The organism is Pseudomonas sp. W2Oct36 (assembly GCF_041060465.1).
Classification (GTDB): domain Bacteria; phylum Pseudomonadota; class Gammaproteobacteria; order Pseudomonadales; family Pseudomonadaceae; genus Aquipseudomonas; species Aquipseudomonas graminis_B.
On sequence record NZ_JAUERW010000001.1, the window covers coordinates 421,137 to 442,385 of the forward strand.

15 protein-coding genes are annotated in these 21,249 nt (G+C 60.4%); all 15 read right to left on the reverse strand.

Features of this window, described 5'->3' with window-relative positions; genetic code table 11:
* Window positions 1-20: 20 nt before the first annotated feature.
* The 15 genes from tssA to tssL all read right to left on the reverse strand — a co-directional run bounded on the left by tssA (window position 21) and on the right by tssL (window position 21,242).
* Window positions 21-1,631 carry a type VI secretion system protein TssA gene (tssA, locus tag QWI18_RS01800; protein ID WP_369318043.1) on the reverse strand — a complete coding sequence of 537 codons (1,611 nt, stop codon included), beginning with the start codon at window positions 1,629-1,631 and terminating at the stop codon, window positions 21-23.
* Window positions 1,628-4,996 (reverse strand): ImcF-related family protein, encoded by a 3,369-nt coding sequence (locus QWI18_RS01805; RefSeq protein WP_369318044.1) that lies wholly within the window; start codon window positions 4,994-4,996, stop codon window positions 1,628-1,630. Before QWI18_RS01805 ends, tssA begins: the two co-directional genes overlap by 4 nt.
* Window positions 4,993-6,150: a hypothetical protein gene (locus tag QWI18_RS01810; RefSeq protein ID WP_369318045.1), complete on the reverse strand. Its 1,158-nt coding sequence runs from the start codon at window positions 6,148-6,150 to the stop codon at window positions 4,993-4,995. Before QWI18_RS01810 ends, QWI18_RS01805 begins: the two co-directional genes overlap by 4 nt.
* 2 nt (window positions 6,151-6,152) lie before the next feature.
* Window positions 6,153-6,419, reverse strand: a complete 267-nt coding sequence (locus QWI18_RS01815) for a PAAR domain-containing protein (RefSeq protein ID WP_369318046.1) — start codon at window positions 6,417-6,419, stop codon at window positions 6,153-6,155.
* A gap of 185 nt (window positions 6,420-6,604) precedes the next feature.
* Window positions 6,605-7,429, reverse strand: coding sequence for a hypothetical protein (locus QWI18_RS01820; protein WP_369318047.1), 825 nt, complete (start codon window positions 7,427-7,429; stop codon window positions 6,605-6,607).
* Window positions 7,426-8,229: a hypothetical protein gene (locus QWI18_RS01825; RefSeq protein ID WP_369318048.1), complete on the reverse strand. Its 804-nt coding sequence runs from the start codon at window positions 8,227-8,229 to the stop codon at window positions 7,426-7,428. Before QWI18_RS01825 ends, QWI18_RS01820 begins: the two co-directional genes overlap by 4 nt.
* A gap of 41 nt (window positions 8,230-8,270) precedes the next feature.
* Window positions 8,271-9,065: a hypothetical protein gene (locus QWI18_RS01830; protein WP_369318049.1), complete on the reverse strand. Its 795-nt coding sequence runs from the start codon at window positions 9,063-9,065 to the stop codon at window positions 8,271-8,273.
* A 40-nt stretch (window positions 9,066-9,105) separates the two neighbouring features.
* Window positions 9,106-9,897, reverse strand: coding sequence for a hypothetical protein (locus QWI18_RS01835; RefSeq protein WP_369318050.1), 792 nt, complete (start codon window positions 9,895-9,897; stop codon window positions 9,106-9,108).
* Between the two features lie 40 nt (window positions 9,898-9,937).
* Window positions 9,938-10,732 carry a hypothetical protein gene (locus QWI18_RS01840; protein ID WP_369318051.1) on the reverse strand — a complete coding sequence of 265 codons (795 nt, stop codon included), beginning with the start codon at window positions 10,730-10,732 and terminating at the stop codon, window positions 9,938-9,940.
* Between the two features lies 1 nt (window position 10,733).
* Window positions 10,734-12,764 carry a lipase family protein gene (locus tag QWI18_RS01845; RefSeq protein WP_369318052.1) on the reverse strand — a complete coding sequence of 677 codons (2,031 nt, stop codon included), beginning with the start codon at window positions 12,762-12,764 and terminating at the stop codon, window positions 10,734-10,736.
* A 135-nt stretch (window positions 12,765-12,899) separates the two neighbouring features.
* Window positions 12,900-15,434, reverse strand: a complete 2,535-nt coding sequence (locus QWI18_RS01850; protein ID WP_369318053.1) for a type VI secretion system Vgr family protein — start codon at window positions 15,432-15,434, stop codon at window positions 12,900-12,902.
* Window positions 15,434-18,070, reverse strand: a complete 2,637-nt coding sequence (gene tssH, locus QWI18_RS01855; protein ID WP_369318054.1) for a type VI secretion system ATPase TssH — start codon at window positions 18,068-18,070, stop codon at window positions 15,434-15,436. Before tssH ends, QWI18_RS01850 begins: the two co-directional genes overlap by 1 nt.
* 194 nt (window positions 18,071-18,264) lie before the next feature.
* Window positions 18,265-18,756: an Hcp family type VI secretion system effector gene (locus tag QWI18_RS01860; protein WP_065991578.1), complete on the reverse strand. Its 492-nt coding sequence runs from the start codon at window positions 18,754-18,756 to the stop codon at window positions 18,265-18,267.
* A 19-nt stretch (window positions 18,757-18,775) separates the two neighbouring features.
* Window positions 18,776-20,563 (reverse strand): OmpA family protein, encoded by a 1,788-nt coding sequence (locus QWI18_RS01865; protein WP_369318055.1) that lies wholly within the window; start codon window positions 20,561-20,563, stop codon window positions 18,776-18,778.
* Between the two features lie 7 nt (window positions 20,564-20,570).
* Window positions 20,571-21,242 (reverse strand): type VI secretion system protein TssL, short form, encoded by a 672-nt coding sequence (gene tssL, locus QWI18_RS01870; protein ID WP_369318056.1) that lies wholly within the window; start codon window positions 21,240-21,242, stop codon window positions 20,571-20,573.
* Window positions 21,243-21,249: the final 7 nt, after the last annotated feature.

Sequence of the window (21,249 nt, forward strand, 5' to 3'; positions counted from 1 at the left end):
AAACCTCCTGGTTGTGAGTGTCAGCCGCACAGCACTGCTGCGCGGACCGGGTCCATGGCCACCAGAGCCGCCAGCAGCGGCTCCATGCGTTTGCCCAGCGCAACCTTGTCGGCGTCGCTGCGCTGGGCTTTGATACGCAACAACTTGAGCAGCCGCGCCTTGACTTCGAACACCCGCGCCGGCTCCCACTGGGCCAGGACATGGCGCTGGGCCCTGGCGTCCAGTTCGCCGAGCAGGTGCAACGCCAGCTCGCTTTTGCCGTACTGCTCGGCGACCCGCGCCATCAGCAGGCGCAGCAGCCAGCGCTGCCGGCCGCTGTGAATGTCGGGGCGCGTGTCGAGCCAGGCCAGCGCCACCTCGACGCCGTCGCGGTCGGCCTGGGCCAGCGCCTCGCTTTCGAGGGCCAGAATGTCGGCGTCGTCTGGGTTGGACGCGGCCGGCGCGGGCAACCAGGCAGCAGCGCCCTGGGTGCTGACGTGCTGTTCGATCCACTCGCGGGTGGTCTCATCGGCAAAGGCCGAGCCGTCGTCCCAGCACAATGTTTCGAGGCCCGGCAGGCGTTCGAGGAGCAGGCCCAGGTCCTCCTTGACGATGCGTGCCCAGCCCTCGAATGGCGCAGGTTGCCGACTCAGCGCCTGATACAGAAACCACTGCAGGTCGAGCCAGAAATGGTTTACGCCCTCGGCGAACATGCGCTCCACCTGATCGAGCAACTCGTTCCAGCTCTGTTGCAGGTACAGCCGTTTGAGCTGCGCGCGGTATTCGCCCCGGGGCGGTGCCAATCGTGTTCGGCCACTCGCGTCGTGGGGCGGCGACTGGTGCACGGTGTCCCAGCGCAGGCTTTTCATCAGCCGATGGGCGGCCAGCCAGCCCTGGGGTTGTTCGCGCAGATAGCTGGCCAGCGTGCGGCCGTTGTCCAGCAGGTCACGGCCCGAGCGGATGGTATTTGGCGCGGGGCCGACGCCAGGGGTGGCGGCGTGTTGGGTGGCCTGAGGATTCGCAGCGTCATGGCTGACGCTGAACTGCGGCACCACGGCGTCGAGTCCGCCGGCCTGGGCCAGCCGTGCCGACAGCGCCGCGTACAGCGCGCCCAGTTCCGGGCGTTGTTGCGCAGGCCAGCCTTGCAGCACCTGATCCAGCCAGGCGAGCGCGGCGACTGTGCGCTCGGCCTCGGCTTTCACCACTTCCGGGTACAGCGTGAGGCTGTCCAGCACCTTGGCGCTCGCCAGCCACTCCAGCGCTACCTTGCGACTGTTGGGACGCGCCGGCAGCACGTCGGCGCTGTAGCGTTCGATGATCGCGGCCAGGAGGTTCAGGCTTTCCGCCAGCCCGGACTCGCCGTCCCGCTGCAGGCGCGCCCACAGGTAATAGGTGAGCACGCGCAGGTCCTTGCACGCGCCTTTTAGCAGCTTTTCCGCCAGCGAGACGACCCGATCGGCGTCCGCTCCGGAAAGTTTGTTGACCTCCTCGCGCATGCTCTGGAAATCATCGTCACAGCCGGGGTCGTGACCCACGGCGGACTCGGCACTGATCGGTGCCAGCCACGCTGTCCAGTGTTCAGCCTGGGCCCTGGCGAGGCCCACCGCGTCGCGCTCACCCAGCGTCGTGGCGATCAACGTTTGCAGGCTCATTCCATCACCTCGGCGCGCGATGACGTGGGTGCGCTGGCGATCCCGTTGAGGAAGATCTGTCGCGGCAGTTTGAAATTGCGCAGCGCCAGCAGGCTCATCGGCCCCGCGCCCAGCTCGGTGCGCATGTGCCAGGTCAGGTCCAGGCCATCCGGCGCCGGCACCGTGATGCGGTAGCGGCTGTCACTGTCGTCCAGTGCGTTGACGGTGGCGGTGTCCAGCAAACGGATCAGCCCCCAGGCGCCCTGAAAGTCGCCATACAAACGCTCGCCGCTGCGCACGCTGGTCCAGGTCAGGCTGGCGCCGGGGTAATCGCTGCTGCCTGGCCAGGCAAATCGCTGCCAACTCTCTTTCTGATTGAAGTACTGATGCCGCGCACCGTTGAGCACGAAGGTGGTCTGCACCACGTCGCGCACCGCCTTGCCCTGCAGCTCGAAGCTGATGCCCATGCCCCCGTCGGTGTAGAGCACGTCGGCCAGGTGGCTGAGCTGATTGACGGCCGCGAGAAATTTCGGGTTGATCAGCAGGCCCTGGCCGTGGGCCGGGTCCACCCCCCAGCGACCGCCGTCCTTGCGCAACACGCCGGTCAGCTCGCGCTGGAGGAACTGCTCGATACGCCCTGAATCCGCCCGAATCATTTTGCCCAGCATCGGCAATGAGGCGTCGCTGCCGGTGGCGGCAAAAGGGTAGCGACCGAGGAATGCCTGGTCCCATTCATCCACAACGCCTTGCTGCCATTGCCGGTTGAGGGCCACCGTTGATGGCTCGAGCACCTTGCGCCAGGCCTGATCCAGCGGCTGGACAAACAGCGCGTGGGCCACGCCGTCCCACTCCTCGCCGAGACTGGCCGCGAGCAGCTCGCCGTAGGCGCGGGTGTCGGTGAGGTCGATGTTCTTGCCCTGGAAGACGGTCTGCGCCATGGCCTGGGTCATCCCCTGGGGATCGGCGGCGTGACTGACCTGCTGCAACTTCAGGCGCACCCGGGTCACGCGGGTCAGGAACGCTTGCAGGCTGAGGTCGTCATCGCCGCCCTTGCCTTCCGGGTCCTTGCCCAACAACCCCAGCAGCGGGCCGAAGGTCGGATCCAGCGGCCCGGCCGGCGTGTCGAGCTGCTGGCTGATGGCAGACACCCGGGTCGAGCGTTCGCTGCCCATCAGCTTCTGCGCCGACTGCACCAGCGAGTCCTTGAGCCCCTGACTGCGATTGCCGGCCTGCCCCTGCCAGGCCAGGGTGTTCATGAAGGCAATCAACGGTGACTGACGGACGTCGCTCATCAGCGTCAGTTGGTCGATGACGTCGGCCAGGCTGTCGGCCCGTCGCCACTGTACACTGTTGAGAAACTCAAGCCAGGCACCGGAGTAATCATGGAAATAGCGCTCGGTCAGGCGCGCCCTGAGCTGCTCGGGCGAGGTGTCGGCAACGGCGCTGCTTTCCCGATCGCTGAGCACCCAGTCGATCTGCTCGCGGCGGGCTTCGACGATGTCATCGATCGCCTGGCGCACCTGCCCGTCCCACGCCTGCCGCGTAAATACCCCCGGCACACTCGCCTCGGTGAAAAACAGCGGCCACGCCTCCTTGTCATCGACCATCTGCTCAACCCCGAGATCGGGAGCGTGGGTCGCGGCGGCCTCCAGCACCTGCCGATAAAGGCTGGCTTCGCCATTGCGCTGGCCCAGTTGCACTAGCAACACCTGCCGCGCCTGGGCCACCAGTGCGTTATCTGGCTCGATGCGCCACTGCGGATTGGCCGCCAACTGTTCGGCGTAAAACTGCCACAGCGTGGGCGACAGCCCTTTCCACAACCCCGGCGCCACGCCCATTCGGGTTGGCTCGGCATGGCCCAGTGCGGTCACCAGAAACGCCGCATCCACTTTCTCCGGCCGGGCCATCATCAGGTAGGCCTTGAGCTGTACGTAAGCGTTGTGGGCGCCTTTCGCCCGCCGCGAACTGTCGGCGGGCGACGCCACCAGCGATGCCAGTTGGCGCTTCAGATTCTCCGCCGCCGGGTCGCGCATCAGCCGGTTGTTGGCCTCCACATAGCGCGGCCACATCGCCGCGAGCAGTGCATCGTTCTGGCTCAGCCCGAAGCGCTGGTACCACGGCTCGCCACGACGGGCTCGGTCCTTCAGCCTGCCCATTTCGAGGATCAGCGCGTTGAGGGCGAGCAACGGCTCATCGCCGTTGCCCGAAGGCTGCACGGCCGCGAGGGACGACTGAATGTCGATGATCTGGGCGCGGTGGGTGGAGAACGACAGCAGCAGGCCTGCTGCCCAGATCAGCGCGGTGCCCAAGGCCAGTGCGTAGCTGATGCGCGTGACGGGCCATCCTAGCCGGCGGGTTTGGCGTGACTGGTTTTGGAGTACGCCCCCCCACGCTGGATCGGGCAGCCACAAATGGTCAGCGGTGTGGGTGGGTTGCGCCGGCAAGCTGAACCAAAGCCCGCGCAATGGCACTCCACGCGCAAACTTGCCCAGCAACGGCGTCAGCGCCTGACGCCAGCGGGCGATGCCCTCCACTTTCAGCTGTTGGGACAAGCGCAAGAGAAAGTCGTGGTCCGCGCTTTCTTCCATCTGGTCCAGGCCGTGTTTGCGCAGCGGCTCATCCAGACGGGCAAGAGACGTTTCCAGCTGCGACCCGGTGACGCGCGCGGCCAGCAACGATCCAACCGGCTCACGCGGACGGGTGTGCTGCGGCCATTGGCTCGCGCAGACCTCCCACAGGTGCAGCGGCAACTGCCAGCCCAGGGTTCGCGCCAGTTGCTGCAAACCGGCGACGCCACTGCCCATGGTCGCGGCGTTGGCGCTTTGCTGCTTATCAAGGGCCCAGACCACGCCGTCCAGACCGCGCCGCTGGGTTACCGCGTGCCAGCGGGTGGCGGTTTTGCAGAGCTGGGATTGCGGGCTGCCGCCCCAGAGCAGCACGGTGTTCTGGCCTTCGAGCCACTGGGCATCGGCAAGACCTGGGGCGATGGCTTCGATCTGTTCGGGCTCGCCGACGACCAGAATGAAGCGGGTGCGGGTGCGCTGGAAGGCGCTGTACTGGTGGTCGAGGTGCTCCTGGAGTTCCGCGACGCCCGGGAGTTTCTTGGTTTCCGGGTTGGATGACGACTCCTCCGGTGGGAATACGCCGTCGCCCTTCTGCCGCTCGACGCTGCGGCGGGCCTTCATCAGCGCCAGCGCACGAGGAAGGGTCTGCACCAACAGCGCGATCACCATCAGCAACAGGAACACCGTGATTTGCTGATGTCTCTCCGTCAGTCCGACCGTTGCGCCATAGGTGTAAACAAGCCAGCCCAGCGCCGCTGCGAAGGCGACAAGCCATACCGCGCCACCCGCGCGACGCCAGCCATTGCCGATCATGGATTTCATGCGATGTCTCCCGGTGTGACGGTGTTGATCCAGCGGCCTTTGTCTTCGCTGCTCAGTAACAACAAGGGTTGCTTCGCGAGCCTGGTCATCTCGATGCCGAGGGCTGCCAGCAGCCAACGACCGCAGGGGCCCGGCACGCCATTTAAGGCTTCCAGAATCCAGCGGTGGTCCACCGACAGCGCTGCACCCTCTCGCGCGGCTGACGCCAGTAATAGGGTGGTTTCCGGGTGCCAGTCGGCGCCGTCGGCCAAAACGCCTGTTGCATCGCGAGCTTTGGCCTGAATCTGGAGGAAAGTGGTGAAGTCGGTTTCCAGGGAATCGACGTCGAGGGGCATCGGGCGCAACAGGCGCGCGGCGATGGGCAGCTTGTGGGCTTTGGCGACCGCGTCGGCGCACAGCAGGATCGCGGCGAGTCCGTCGGAGTAAGCCTCTTTACCGTGGGCCTGGACGACGAGGATGAGGTCGACGGCGTCGCGTGGGGTTTTAAGTGTTTCTTCCATCCAGGCGAAGGAAAACTGGGTTGTTACGTGGACGCCGGTGAGGGTGGATGACGGGGTGAGATCGGACAGGTGCTGCTGGCAGGCGTCGGCCAATGCTGGATGCTCATCCTGTGGCGCATCGGTCAGGACAGTGACCCTGAGACTTTTACTCGGTGGCAGCGGCGCCAGTATTGTCGACAGCGAACCCATCAATTGGGCAAGACCTGCCATGGCCCGGCCCTTTTGGCCCTTCGGCAGGCCAACGATGCGGCGGGCTTTGCCTGAGTGTGGGACAGGCGTATGGGGCAGTTCCATGATCGCCACCGCAGACAAATGCTCGGGCAAAAGAACAAGCCCACCCATGACTGCCATGTAACGCTGACCCCATTCCGCCCAGGCGACCTGTGCCAGCCGGGACCGCTCCTGCAGCAGCCTGTACTCATCCAGAGCGCCACCGTAAGCGTGCACCCGCGCCGCCAGCGCGAGAATCGCCACCACCAACGGCGAGGCGGTGAGCGCCCATACGTTTAACGCCTGCAATTCAGGCACCACGACGTAGAGCAGGAACATCAGCACAGCCGCTGCCCCCGCTAAAACCACGATCAGCAGCCAGCGAACCGGTGAAGGCGGTTTGGGTGCGAGCCCTGCTTGCACGTATTCACGTTGCCACGCCATCTTCAATCCACCGCCCAGTCAGGTGCGCTGGAAATGACCTGGCAACCGCACAGCGAGTGGCAACCATCGACCACCAGCGCACGGCCATCCTCTAAACAGTCGGCACAACCCTCAATAATGGGATTAACGCCATGTCCGGGTATGGGACACATGACCCTATCCCCCACCAGAGCGACTGCTTTGCCCTGGGTGATATGAGTAGACGATGCGGAAATTACCGCTCCTCCGTGGGTGGTCTTGTCACCCAACAATACGAATCCTTGTGACATTGAAAGATCCTTTGTTAATGAATTGATGAAGCCGTGTATTTATTCCGCGCGAGCGCATCCCTGGGCGAGCTCATGGGTTGCGCGTGCGTGTCATACGTGCCGGGTTTTAACGGTGCGGGCCTGTACTCACCGACTTGATGACCGATATAAAGATCAGGCGTGACACGTTAAGTTATTACTTGTCCTCATCGTCTGGCTTCAGCCTTTAAACGAATGGCCTCAAGCGTGGGAAAATCTGGCGTATCGCTGTCATCTGGGCCCGAAGTCCCGTCTGGATAAATAAAGGCAGGGTGAATTCCGATGCCTTTGAACTCTGGCTGTTTTGATGTCACGACATACTTGGCGTGAAGCACTGCCTCAGCGTTTATGTTTCGCACTTGGGGAGCCAGGTAAGTCTGGTAAGGCACCGCTTCACCCACCAGGTTAAGCCTCTTGACGTAATCCTTCTTTAGGACATCTTTTAACCATGGGTAGTAATTATTTTTTATATCAAGATGGGTGCCCACCACATTTTTAACCCCTTCAGACGGAAAATCCGGATTGTTATGCTGAAACACGACCAGGACATCACCTCCCGTTCCCACTACCGCACCTTCGCCAATGCGCTCAGGCCATTGAGGACGTACCCCAAACTTCACGTAAGCCACGCGCCACCTACACATCCCGCCACCGTCAACAGCGAAATCGGCGTCATAGAAATCGCCCGCCCCGCGCCGTTTGAACGCTACACGCTGCTCCCTGATACTGCCGAATACATCAGGCCCCTCATAAACGTTTTCGCAGATCGTCGACAGATAACCCACGGCCATGGGCGGCGGGACTAACCCTTCCGATACTTTAATTTTCATCGTGACTTTATGCCCCTCCGTGTCGGGATGGAGTTCATAGTCAAGTGCGCAACCACTGAGCGATGCCAATAACGTAATGCCCATGAGTAAAGCCCAGATGCTTAATGCTTTCCGAGTGGTTTTATCGCCCTGGAGGCATTCCCCGCCACTGAGTAACGTCATTGTTTCGCCTCCGTCTTCAAGCGAATTTCCTGCATTTTCTTAAAGTCTGGCTCAAGTTCCCGATTGGATTCTTCCGTTCCGTCGGGGTAGCGAAATGTTGTAGTTACGATTTCGTCAGCGACGCGTTTCTTCGGGGAAGTCGACGTCACGACAAGATCTGAATGCAGCACCGGTTCATAATAGATGTTTCTTGCGTCCCGAGCCCTGTAGGTACGATAACTTTCATACTCTCTGGCCAGATTTACGCTCTTATCGTAGTAACCGAGTTCATAGGCTTCCCTTACCCATGGATAGTAATCCTTTACGATTGTCAGGTCCGGCCCTTCGATAAACTGATCAACCGTATTAAAGGGTGCGTGCTGCCCGTCAAACCTAACTATAACTGTCCCACCATAATAAGCCGTTACTTTTTTTGCAAAACGATTAGGAATACGATACACGACCCCAAACTCGATGCTATCTAGTTGCCATTCACATTCACCGCCGCCATCAACGAATACCTCTGCTTCGTAGAAATCAGTTTCTCCCTGCCTGGTGAACTTCGAATTCTGGAAGTTTGATCCTGGAAACTGCATACGGCTCACAGTGGGTAAGTCGACGAACATTCGGCATCTGGCCGATTCGTACTTGGCAACCAAAGTTTTGGGCTCAAGCTCTGCAGGCACTTTTATAACAATTTTTACCTTTTCGCTGTCGGGCGGCGGAGTCAGAACTTTATAGTCTTTTACACAACCGCTTAAGAGTGCGAGCAGCGCAAGGCATAAGAGTGGAGTTTTTGCGTATAGCGTCGCGTTACTCATATAAGGCTCCTTAAAAAACGGGTGCAGCACACCGAGCGACTTCATTTGTTTGCTTCAGCTGCCAAGCGGATTTCCTGCATTTTTTTAAAGTTGGGCTCTGACCGCCGATCAGACTCTACTGTTCCGTCAGGGTATTTAAACGTAATGAATTCACCAACCTTGTGTTTTTTTGGTGCTGTCGATGACACCACGTAATCAGAATGCAACACCGCCTCGAAATACACGCTGCGGGCTTCACGGGCCTCGTAGGTTAGATAACTTCTCGCCTCGCCTGCCAGGCCCGCTCGCTTGATATAACCGCCTGAGTAACTATCTTTCACCCAAGGGTAATAGTCCTTGATGATAGTAAGGTCTGCCCCTTTAACTTTCATCAAACCAGATGTCCGAAGCTGTGGATCGTTATGGTCAAATATCACAATTACCCCACCGCCCCCTCCTGAGCCCACGTTTTCTCCAAAACGATTAGGCACGCGATAGCTCACCTCAAATAAAACATTACTTAAGCGCCACTCACAGAGCCCACCGCCGCTTACAAATAAATCTGCCTCATAGAAACTTTCGTTGTTTTGGTGTGACAATTTCACATCAATCGAGTTGTAACCTTCGAGCTTCTCGGGTCGTCCATCTCCGTCATGGGTGACACGTTCGCAGATCGCTGATCGATACATCACCCTCAGGGGTGTTACTTCTAATTCCTCGGGGACCTTAATAGCAATCTTGACTTGCTCGCCGCCCGGTGACGGCGCCATGCTGTAGTCTTTGGCGCATCCACTGATGGAACCGAGCAGCGCCAAACACAGAATTGATTTTTTTACGAATAACTTCGCACTCTTCATTTAGCCCTCCTTGCGGTTTTCTGCGCCAAATTGAGTAACTTCATTTTTTTGCTTCCGCTCTCAGTCGGATTTCCTGCATTTTTTTAAAGTTGGGCCTTCCTTCCGGATCGGACTCGACTGTCCCATCCGGATAAAAAAACTTAATGAAGTCTCCGACTGCGTGTTTTTTTGGCGCTACAGACGTCACCACAAACTCTGGATGAAACACCGGTTCAAAATAAACATTTCTTGCTTGCCTCGCTTCATACGTAATATAACCGCTCCCGCATCCCGACAAGCTGGCACGCTTTACATATCCTCCGGTATATCTCTCGTTTAGCCATAGATAGTAATCCTTGACGATTTTCAACTCTGAACCCTCAACTGCCACACGCCTCCCCACACTAAGCTGTGGATTGTTATGATCGAATACGACTATTACTCCGCCTCCCCCGCCAACTAGAACATTTTCGCCAAAGCGACTGGGGTCACGGTAGGTCATTCCGAACATCACATTACTTAAACGCCATTCACACGGCCCGCCTCCGTCGACAAACAGGTTTGCTCCGTAGAGATCCCCCTCGCGCCTCTGTAGTGGGACTTCAAAACCATTATGCCCGTCCACCCTCTCCGGCCGACCGTCCCCATCATAGGTCACACGCTGACAAACGGCAGATCTGTACATGACACGCATGGATCTCAATTCAAGATCTTCGGGCATCTTTATATAGATTTTGACTTTCTCACCATCTGGCGACGGATTCATACTGCGGTCTTTCGCGCAGCCACTGAGGAAGGTGAGCAATACGAAGCACAGAAATGGAATTTTTCGATTTGATTTCACGTCAATCACCTAATGCTCCCGTGCACATTCTTCAGCGCAGCCAACGACTTCATTTTTTTGCTTCAGCCGACAAGCGAATGTTTTGCATTTTCTTAAAATCTGGCATCGACTGCCCATTGGATTCTATTGTTCCATCGGGGTAGTAAAACCTTATGAAATCTCCGATTATTTGTTTCTTTGGCGACACGGATGTTACTACCAAGTCTGAATGCAGTACCGGCTCAAAATATATATTCCGCGCCTGGTGAGCTTTATATGTTAGATAACCGCGACCTTCGCCCGAAAGACTCGCCCGCTTCGTGTACCCGCCTATAAAGTTCTCGTTCACCCATGGATAGTAATCTGTAACGATTCTTAGGTTCGAGCCCGTTACATCCCTAGCCCGCCCGACGCTGAGAGGTGGGTTGTTTTCATCGAACCGAACAATAACTGTACCGCCTGTGCCTGATGCCACGTCTTTTCCAAAGCGATTTGGTGCTCGATAATTGATGCCGAATACCACACTGCTCAGACGCCAGTCGCATGGACCACCACCATTTATATAGAGCTCAGTTTTGTACAGACCGCTATCTGTCTGTGGCAGGGGTCTCACCTCATATCCTTTGTGTCCATCTAGCGTTTCAGGCCGCTCATCTCCGTCACGGAACACACTTTGGCAGAGAGCTGAGCGGTAAATCACACTTACTGGATCCGGCTCCAGCTCATCAGAAACCTTCATCGTGAGAGTAACCTTTTCACCATCTGGCCGTGGAGCCATGCTGTAGTCTTTTGCGCAACCACTAGTGGAGATGACCGTCGCAATGGAAAGCAGCAATGCTCTCATACACAAACTTTCTTTGCTCATCTCAAACACCCGACGACTTTGTAACTGCGCCAAACCGCTGCAGCGCTTCAGCCCCACCCTCCGACTGAACTGTTGCCTCCAATGCCGCTTCTAGTTGCTTATGCATTTTAAGAAACAGGTCATTCCGCTCATATTCATCTTTCGGCGAGGTGCCGCCATGCTTTGTCATCTGTTCCGCGAAGCGCTTGATCTCGTCCTGTGCATCAAGCGGCGGCTTCCGATCAGGTTCGATGGCTGTGAGGAGTCGATGGGTTATGTGTGCCATATATTCGCCCATCATGTGATTCCCAATACCTAGCAACCCTCCCGGCTTGGGGTTTTTGTAGCGTGGGAATATTCGCTCTAGCGTTTTCTTGTCAAGGCTGCTTATGAACAGGTGTTGTAGTTTTCCGCTTTTCTCACTTAACGTTTTATTAATACTCGGCACCAGGTACAGGTTTGACCGCACGGGCAATCGGGTCTTTATGGTGTTGTAGTACGGCGCGCCGAGACCATCCTTATTCCGATATGCAGGGTAGGAAGAGCCACGGCTCTGAATGTGCTGTTCTACACGATAAAACATGGCAAGTTCGCCATGATGGCCGTATGAATCACCGAATTCGATCACATTAGTTGCGAGGGCCTGACCCATCGACCAAGCGAAACCTAATGTCGTGCCTAAAGGGCCGTAAAGCCTATAGAGATGGTTATCCAGATCTGCCTCTGGCGGCACGCTGGGTATAGTGTCGGTGTCATTGACGTGACGAAAATGACGAATCTCGCTCAACGCCTTTAACGCGGCCAGGGTGAAGGTGCGCGGCATGCCGTAAGTGTAAAGAAGCGGGTTGTGAGCCCTGAGCGATGCTGCGTGAATCAACCCCAGCGCACCGCCAAGACTATGGCCACAGATGAAAAGCTGCTTACCAATGGTGCTGTAAGGGAGTTCCTTCTCGAACCGGCCACCATAGACGGCCTGCACAGCCTTGAAAGCCTCCTGAAATCCTAAGTGCACCCGACCTTCAAGCGCTATATCTACGCAGGGTATCGATGGCGCACAGCCGGCTTTCACCTCAGGCAGGACAGGACGGAAGGTTAGGTCTGTAGCAAGATCAGGTGCATGGAGGCGGTCAAAGTCGGTGCCGCGCCATGCCACCAGCACTTGAGTGGCGTTTACGACTGAAAAAAGTTGGGTATCACCATGGGGAGGCACTGCCGTCGCGGTGTTCATCTTTACGCAGGAGGCGTATCGGTCATTGAATGAAACGTCGGTGACCAGACAGGGCCAGTTCTTCCCCCCGTCCCAAACCCTGGGAGTTCTCGACAGATCAAGGCACTGCTCGGCAAAAAAATACTCAGGTGACCCGTACAAATTCTCCGCGCGGTTGCTGTACGACAAGATGCTCATCAGTCCCAGGTTGTAGGCATTCGCGAGGCTGTACTTCTGCTCATCATGCAACACCAACGACCAAGCCCGCAGTGGGCAAACTTCCAAGACATGCCGGCAGTTCAGCGCTTCGTATTGCACCGTAAACCCTGAAAACTCAGCGTCCGGGAAATGATAAGCCGGTGGCGGATCCAGCTCTGGCCATGGCGGATTGAACTTCGGCAGCTCATCACACAACTGCCCTATTCGCAGATACTGATAGGCATGCCCCTGCTCATGTGCCTGCTTTTCCACCGGCGAAAACCCGGGACGCTGCTTTCCGTACAGAGGTTTGCTGTCACTTGCACCCGGCCGCTCGGGCTCCGGACGCACCGCGCGCAACCGCCGCTGTTGCAGGACTTCAGCCAACGGCGCCGCTGGCATTAGCAGTGTTACGTCGAGCGGATAAAGATCCTCAAGCCGAATGACACCCTGGGCATCGGTGCTCCCCGAGTACTCAGCAACGCAGCCATCCCGCACTGCCTGGTTGGTCGCCCGCCACGGCAGATTAGCCAGCGGCTCGCCGCGCTCGTCCACCAGTTGAAATTCAACCCAATGGGTTTTCTGGGGGCCGATGGCCACAGGCTTGTAGGTGCAAAAAATGTCCGTCTGGTGCTGTCTGTCTTTCATGCCGGGTCCTTCCTGATTGAAGATTTGATGCGGTGATAAATTGTCGCGGCCGATTGCTTGGCGGCAGGCGCGGTGTCGGTAGCCGTTGCGATGCAGATCGCAAACCATTTGGGCGACGGGGCCCCTGAGCGGTGGTCACTGCTCATCGTGCTTGTCATTGGGGAACTCGATCACTACCTTCCCGGGCAATAGCGTGTGAACCGGAATGGTCTTGCCGTCCTTATCGGTCACGCCGGGGAACCGCTCGCCTTCCTGGGTGGTGATCAGGTAACGGGCGTAGGGCGCGTAACCCTTATCGGGTTCGCTGAGGGTGTAGCCCGCGGCATAGCCCGGCGGTATCGGTGTCGCCGGGGTGATCAGCGTGGTGGCACCGCCCTTGAGCACGTACGCGGCCCGGTGATGGATGTTCCCTGGCGCGCCCAGCTCGATATCGCCATCTTTAATGCGGATGAATGCGCCGCCGCAGCTGAAGACGATTTCTTCGGGCGCACTGATCTCGACACGGCCGGCCAGGCTTTCAATTTTTATCTGGTCATTCGCCAGCGCGTGCATCGCGCCGCCGTAGGCGTGGAGCTGCATATCCCCGTCCACGGCTTTTAGGTCGAGGCCTTTGGTCACAGCGCACAGGCTGACCGCACCCTCGGCGGTGCCGGTGATGTCATGTCCCGCGCTGATGTTGGTCGAGCGCGACGACGCGATGGCGACGCTGTCACGGCCGGAGGACAGCAAAACAGCCTCGGGGCTGACCACGCCAATGCCGGCCGGTGCATGCAGCAGAAGCCCGGGCTCGGTCAGGTTGGTCAGGGCCGCGGTGAGTTGTTCGTGGCCGCTGGTATCGGCGGCAATGGCCTGGGCACTCCGCGCGGCTTGAGCCATGGACCGGGCCAACGACAACGCGCTTTCAAGCTGCTCGATTGCAGCGTCCATGTCGAGCTGCTGCCCGTGGGCCCTGGTCCGTTCATCCGCACTGATAAACACCCCGCGCCCGGCCCGAATCGCGCCCCAGCCGTCCGTGCGCAGTTCAAATCCTTCGCCGCGCTTATCCTTCTCGTTGTCGACCAGGTGCCCAAGGTTCAGCTGACTCTTGCCGCTGTGTTCGGTGCTGAGTTTGATGTGCTCTTTGCCGCGATCATCTTCCATGCGCAGCTTGTTGTTCGCCGGGGTCCGCAGCACGTTGCGTTTGTAATCACTGCGCAGCAACGTCACATGATCGGGATGGCGACTGTCATGAAGCGCATGGGCGATGTAGGGTCGATCCGGATCGCCTTGCTCAAACGCGATGGCTACTTCGGTGCCGCAGATCAGTGGCAAGTGCAGGCCGTGGGTATCCCCGGCATAGGGACGGGCAAGTCTGAGCCACATGCTTTCCTGACCGATTTCCCAGCTGTCTCGGTCAAACAGAAAGCTGACCTTGTAGCGGCCTTCGCGGTCGATGTGGCTGTAGGGATCGTTGGCCAGCGAGCTGGTGACCCGCGCCGGGACGGTCCCGGCAATTTGCGGTTTTGCCAGCAACGGCGGCCGAAAACACACGCTCTCGGAATAGGGTATCGCTTCAAAGCTCAACTCAAAGCTGCGATCCCGTGCGGCCCGCAGCTGCAGTCGAGTGATCACCGCACCCGGTTCAAACGCCTGCGGCGCCCCATCGGAAATCGCCAGCACCTGGGCCAGTCCCAAAGACGCACTGCTGCTAATCCCGGTCAGCCGAGTCTGGTTATTGAGATACCGTTCATGCCGCAACCGGGCAAAGAAAAACCCGCTTTCACCCTCTAAATCTTCATCCTGATCGAGCTTGTCACCCAGCGCTTTGTACGGCTCGGCATAGTGATAAGCCTCCCCATAAGTCGTGGTATCACCGCGAGTCTGATCCACATCCCCATCCAGCCACGCACCGGCGTCACGATGGTGGTAGGCACGAAAGTGAACGCTCTGCTCCACCACCTCATGACTGACCTGCAGCCCCCAAACCCCATCCTGGCCGCTGCTGCCCAACCCCGACTGCGGCCGAAACGGCAAGCTCACACGCGGCCGAACGTAATGCCGCTGATCATCGTGAAACTCGACGACCTCAATACCCAATCGCTCATTGTTGCTAAAGCGGTACCAGATCCCCACCTCGGCCAGCAGCCGGGAAATAAACGCCAGATCGCTCTCGCCGAACTGCATCACCTGCTCGCGCGCCGGGTACTCCCGCACCAGCGTGAACAGAAAGTCCTGCCCCAGGAAGTCATGGCGCGTACGCAGAATGCTCTCGACAATCTGCGGCACCGACTGATGCTGATAAATCCGAAACTGCCGCCCGCGACCCAGCAACGCCAGGCGCGGTTCCAGCGTCACTTCATAGCGCGCTTCATCAGCCGAGCCGGACAGCCGCTTGAACCCGGTAACCACCCCATGCAACGTACGCAGCGCTTCAACCCGAGGCACCCGAAACCCAGGAATCGCCACAGGCAACATGTGGGCCGCCGCATGCAGACTGAACTGCGCATCCTGGCCCAGCATCCGCTCGGCGCCGATGTCTCGCTCAACCGAGGTAAATTCCACGCGATAAAGAAACGGCTGGCTCAGCTGTTCTTCACCTTCAAAGGCTAAAACGTCGAGCGTCACAGGCAGGTGATGAACGACGAGTTTGTGACGGCTATGGTCGAAAAATACCCCGATGGCATCGTTCATCATTCGCCCTCCACCGAAGCCTGGGACTCGACAAACTCAAGGGTGATGCCGTCCTCCTCGCAGTGCCCCAGCACCACGCCCCGCGTCGCCAATCGCGCCGCCTGGCGCTGTAAAAGCTGTTGACTCAGCACCGGCAAAATCTGCTGATTGAGCAGGCTGTCGATGTTGCGCGCGCCGCTGTCGGGCAGCAGACACGCCTCCACCAGCGCATCATGCAGGCGCTCGTCGATCCGGCAGTCCAGCCCGTAATGCCGGCGTAACCGCTCTGCCACTTTGCCCAGCTTGATTGCGACGATGCGCTTGAGCGCCGGCGCCTGCAGCGGTCGGTAAATCAACGTCTGGAAACGCGCCAGCAGCGCCGGCTGAAAATGCTCGCGCAGCACCGGCCGCAGTTGCTCGTGGACCTCCCCGTCGAGCGCGTCGGGGTTCGCCAGCAGGTAGTCCTGCAACAGGTCGCTGCCCAGGTTGGACGTCATGACGATGACGGTATTGCGGAAGTCGATTTCGCGCCCTTCGCCGTCGCGCATGAAGCCTCGATCAAAGACCTGATAAAACAGGTTGAGCACATCGCGGTGGGCCTTTTCCACTTCGTCCAGCAGGACGACGCTGTAGGGGCGCTGGCGCACCGCTTCGGTGAGCACGCCGCCCTGCCCGTAGCCGACGTAACCCGGCGGTGCGCCTTTCAACTGGCTGACGGTGTGGGCTTCCTGGTACTCGGACAAGTTCAAAGTGATCAGCGATTTCTCGCCGCCAAACAGGGTGTCGGCCAGGGCCAGGGCGGTTTCGGTCTTGCCGATGCCGCTGCTGCCGACCAGCAGGAACACGCCCAGCGGCGAGTCTTCTTCGGTCAGGCCGGTTTTCGCGGCGCGCAGACGCTGGGCCATTGCCGTCAACGCGCGGTCCTGTCCGATCACCCGCGCGGCCAGGGACTGTTCCAGCGTGAGCAGGCTGGCCTGTTCATCTTTCAGCAAGCTGCTCAGGGGCACGCCGGTCCAGTCGGCAATGACTTGGGCGACGCTGCGATCGTCGACATCCAGCGACAGCAGCGGTGCATCGCCCTGAACCGCCTTGAGCTGGGCCTGCAAATCCGTGCAGGTCTCGGCGTCAAAGACTTCGGCATGACGAGCAGCGAGCAACGTCTGCGCAAGATCGAGTTCGTGGGCGTGCTGGTCCTGCAGTCGCGCCAGCTCACCGCCCAGGGATAACAGCTGCGCGGCGATGGCCGTCAGACGCTCATCGGCATTGCGTCCGTTGACGCGCTGATCGTCTTGCAGCGCCTGGCGTTCCTGCTCCAGCGCAAACTGCCGGGCCTTGCTCGCGATCCGCGCCTGGGGCTCGCAATCCAGGCTCATGCGCACCCGGGCGCTGGCGGTGTCGAGCAGGTCGACGGCTTTGTCCGGCAACTGCCGACCGGGCAGATAGCGGCGCGACAGCACCACTGCCGCCTGTATCGCCGCGTCTTCGATGTGCACGCCGTGGTGGCTGGCGTAGCGGGCCTTCAAACCGCGCAGCATGACCATCGCCGCGGCATCGTCCGGTTCGTCGACCTTGACCATCTGGAAGCGTCGCTCCAGTGCCGGGTCACGTTCGAAATACTGTTTGTATTCGCTCCAGGTGGTTGCGGCGATGGTGCGCAGTTCGCCACGGGCCAGGGCGGGTTTGAGCAGATTGGCACCGTCGGCGCCCCCCGCCTGATTGCCCGCGCCGATCAGCGTGTGGGCTTCGTCGATGAACAGCAGCACCGGATGCTCGGCCTGCTGCACGGCCTCGATGACGTCTTTGAGGCGCTGTTCGAATTCGCCCTTGACCCCGGCGCCGGCTTGCAACAGGCCCAGATCCAGCGTGCGCACGCTGACCGGTTTGAGGCTGGCGGGCACGTTGCCCTCGACGATGCGCAGGGCCAGCCCTTCCACCAGCGCGGTTTTGCCGACACCGGGCTCGCCCACCAGAATCGGGTTGTTCTTGCGCCGGCGGCTGAGAATGTCGATGACCTGACGAATCTCGTCGTCACGGCCCAGCACAGGGTCGATCTCGCCCTTGCGCGCTTTCTCGGTGATGTCCTGGGTAAACCTGGCCAGCGAAGGGTTTTCCGCCGGTGAATCCGCAGGCGAGATCTTTACCGAAGCCATCTCCGGTTCAACGTCCAGACCCTGCCCAGGCTGTGGGCGCTCATCGGAATGCTCGTCAAGAAACGGCAGCAAATGGCGCAACTGCACCTCGCTCAGGCTGAGCAACGGCCAGGCCTCCACGCATGCGAGGAGGTCGGGAGACTCGAGCAGCGCGCCCAGCACGTGGGCCGAGCGCAGTTGCTCGTTGTCCTCTTCCATCGAAGCACGCACCCAGGCGTTCTTGATCAGCCGCTGCAAGTTGTCACACAGCTGCGGCTTGGCCTGGACACTGCGCGGCAGGCGGTCGAGGTGGTCGAGCAAGCCGCTCCACAGCGCCTCGATGTCCCACTCATAACGCCGTCCGATCAGCACCAGATCGCCGTCGCCCTGCCCCAGCAGTTTCAGCAGCCAGTGCTCGACGGTGATGTGGCCGTGGCCGCGGCTCTGGCACAGCGTTGCCGCCGCACTGAGGGCCTGGGCGCAGAAAGGATTGAGGCGGCGAAGCAAACGGGAGGAGCTCTGTGCCATGGGTCATCGTCCTTGAACGGAAGGAGTAATAAGCGGCGACGAGACCGTTGAGCGATCGACGCCTCGCTGTTTTTTCTCGGGAAACGTGCCGTGTAGATGTGCTTGGCGCAGCGACCGCGAACGGACGCTCCACCTAACACACCGCAGCCGGCAGACAGGCGTGCAAAAGCTGCCTGTCTGCCGGCCTTGCAGCGTCAGGCGGTCTGGCGTTCGTTCCACGAATCGGAGTGGATGATGTTGCCGTCCTTGTAGGTCCAGGTGACCTTCTCGTAGCGCAGCTCGACCATCTCCAGGTGGTTGTGCTTCTCCTTGGCCGGGTCCTTGACGTCGTGCATTTTCGGCGCGACGCGCACGACCTTGACGTTCTCCAGCAGGGTGTTGAAGTACTCGACTTCCTGGCCCGCGTCGTCGATGCGGTACCACTTGAACTCGGCGCTTTTCAGGGTCTGGCCGGTGCCGACGGCCTTGTACAGGTACGGGCTGCTGGCATCGATTTCCTTGGTGAACAGGAACGGCGTGTGCACCCGGGCGCCGGTCAATTTGCCGGTGTTGTTGTCGGTGGGGATGTAGACGCTGTGGTCCTGGGCGACCACTTCGACGCTGCCTTCCCGGGACTGCACGTTGACCGAGCCTTTGATGTCAGCGCCGCCGTCATCTTTGAGCCAGAGGTAAACGGGAATTGCCATGTGAAACTCCTTGCTTGGGTTATCGAGTGCCGCGAAATGCGACGGGGGTAGCCGGCCCGGCCCCGGCAGAAAGCGACCCGCAGGCCCCCTCTTCCGGCACCAGACGGATATCGACGCGGCGGTTGGCCCTGCGCCCTTGTTCGGTGTCATTGCTGGCGATCGGTTGACTGGCGCCGTAGCCCTGCACAGCGAAGCAACTGCCGGGAATGCCGCCCATGCGCTGCATCCAGTCGCGCACCGAAGCGGCGCGTTCGCGGGACAGGCGCAGGTTCTGCTCGGCGCTGCCGGTGGCGTCGGTATGCCCGGTGACGACGATCAGCCAGCCGGGTCGGGCCTTGATGCCGACCAGTGCGTTGATCAGCACCTGGGTCGACTCGGCCTTGAGTTCGGCGCTGCCGGTGTTGAACAGCGACAGCGTGTCCAGGCGCACCGGCCCGGGCGCCTGCGCCGTGTCGGTTAGCGGCCGGTAACGGCCGATGGCGTGCCAGACCGTGGTGCGCAGCTGTTCGGCGCGGTAAAGGCCGAGGCCCAGCGGCCAGGGCTCGCCGTAGCGGTAGTAGTCATCCAGCCGCCGGGCGTCGTCGTGCAGAACGGTCAACGCCGCTTCGCGCCGGGCTACCGCCTGCTGGTCCTGGCGATCGGTTTGGTTGATCGAAGCGTAGCGGCGCAGGTCGTCACCGACCTGGCGGATCAACAAGGTGTTCTGCCGGGCCGAGCTCGACACCGCGACGACGGCAGCGAAGACCGTCAGCCAGATGCCGATGACAGTGGCGCGCCGCGCGGCGCTGTTGCCGGTGTGTCGGGGCAGCAATTCCAGCAAAGGATCCGGCGCGGGCAAAGCACCGCCCGTGTCGATCGCCAACCGGGTCGGCACCAGCGCAGTTTTTACCTGTATCCAGTGCTGCCAGACGCTGCCAGGCATCGGATCAGGCAGACACGCCACTTGGCAGATTGCATAGGCCACTGGCGACGGCGCGCGATGCCGGCCGATGCCAGTGAAGTGCGGCGCGACGTACTGAACCAGCAAGGCGGCGTGGGCGTTCATCTGCACGGCGAGCTGCATACGGTCAGTGAGCGCGGCGGCGTCTTGCCTCTGCCACTCCTCGACGCTGACGCAAGTGCCGTTGCTTCGCACCCGGGCGGATGGCTCGCCATTTTCCCAACTGAACCAGACGGGTTCGGTGCGCAAGACGCCCTCTTCCCGGCTGAAGCCGGTCCCACGAACATCCCCCGGCCCTTGGGACATGTGCTGATAACTCACGACCCACAACGGCAACGCCTGCGCACACCTGCGGATCACCGACAGCTGATGAATCAGCGCACGAAGCTGGCCGGCCAGCACCGCGCTGTCCGCGTGTTGGGCTGGATTGATGACGAACATGACGCTGAGCTGCCCACGCCATTGCGGACGGGCGGCCAGCAGCGCAGCGGCCACACCGGGCAATCGTTCAAGGCTCGGCACGCTGACGTAACAACCGCTCGCCGTCGTCCGCACGACGACCTGCTCGGCGATATCGGCATCAGCATCGGGATCAACAGCAAAAAGCCCCGCCGCCCCCTCGCCACACACCAGCACCACTGGCAGCCGATGTTCGCTGCCGGGAAGGGCTCTGAACTCATCCAGACTTAGCGAACCACCGACACGCGCCGACCTCCGCCCCGCCAGCAGCCATCCAACGACCACAAGAATTACGGCGCCAAAGACGGCGACCGCTTGAGCGACCAGGCTCAGCGGCAATACGCTGATCACCATCAGCGCCAAGCATCCCGACCACAGGGCAAGCGCGCGCATCAACTTGAGTGTCATGGGCGCGTCACACCCGCTCGGTCACAAGGGAAGCGACCAGCGCCGCCAGGTGCGAATCCAGCAACCACCAGATGCCCGCCAGCAACAATCCGGCCGCCAGCAGATGCAACAGCGGTGCGCGCAACCAGGCCGGCAAGGGTTTGCGTCCCCTGGCGTCGATCCAGGTGGACAGCGGCTGATCCAGGGTCAGCGGCGCTACCCGGGCGGTCAACTCGGCCATCAACTGTTGCCGCTCGGGGTGGTTCGGTTCCTTGTAGCGTCCGAGAAACCCCAGCATCAGAACGCGGTGATACACCCTCAGCACGCTCGGGTCCGGAGACGGCTCGTGCAGCACCTCACGCATTTCTTCGTACAGAAACTGCCCCGCCTGATGACGTCCGAAGTAATGCGCCTGAAGCGGTTCGTGGGTCCATTTGGCGCGGGCACTGGGATCGGCGTGGGCCAGCACGGTTTCATCCAGCAGCGCGCATTGAGCGTGGCTGATGAAGTCGACACTGCGCTGGCTGACGCCGGCTTGCTTGAGGGCATCGCGAACCTCTACCACCTGGCGGGTGCACAGGTTCCAGAGCGCATCGCTGTCCGGGGCGGCCGCGCCATGGCGCAACTCGACGACCAGCAGGTAACTGTCCTGCAGCACTTGATCGACATTGACGGGCGGCAAAGCCGTTTGGCTTTTCATCGGCCGG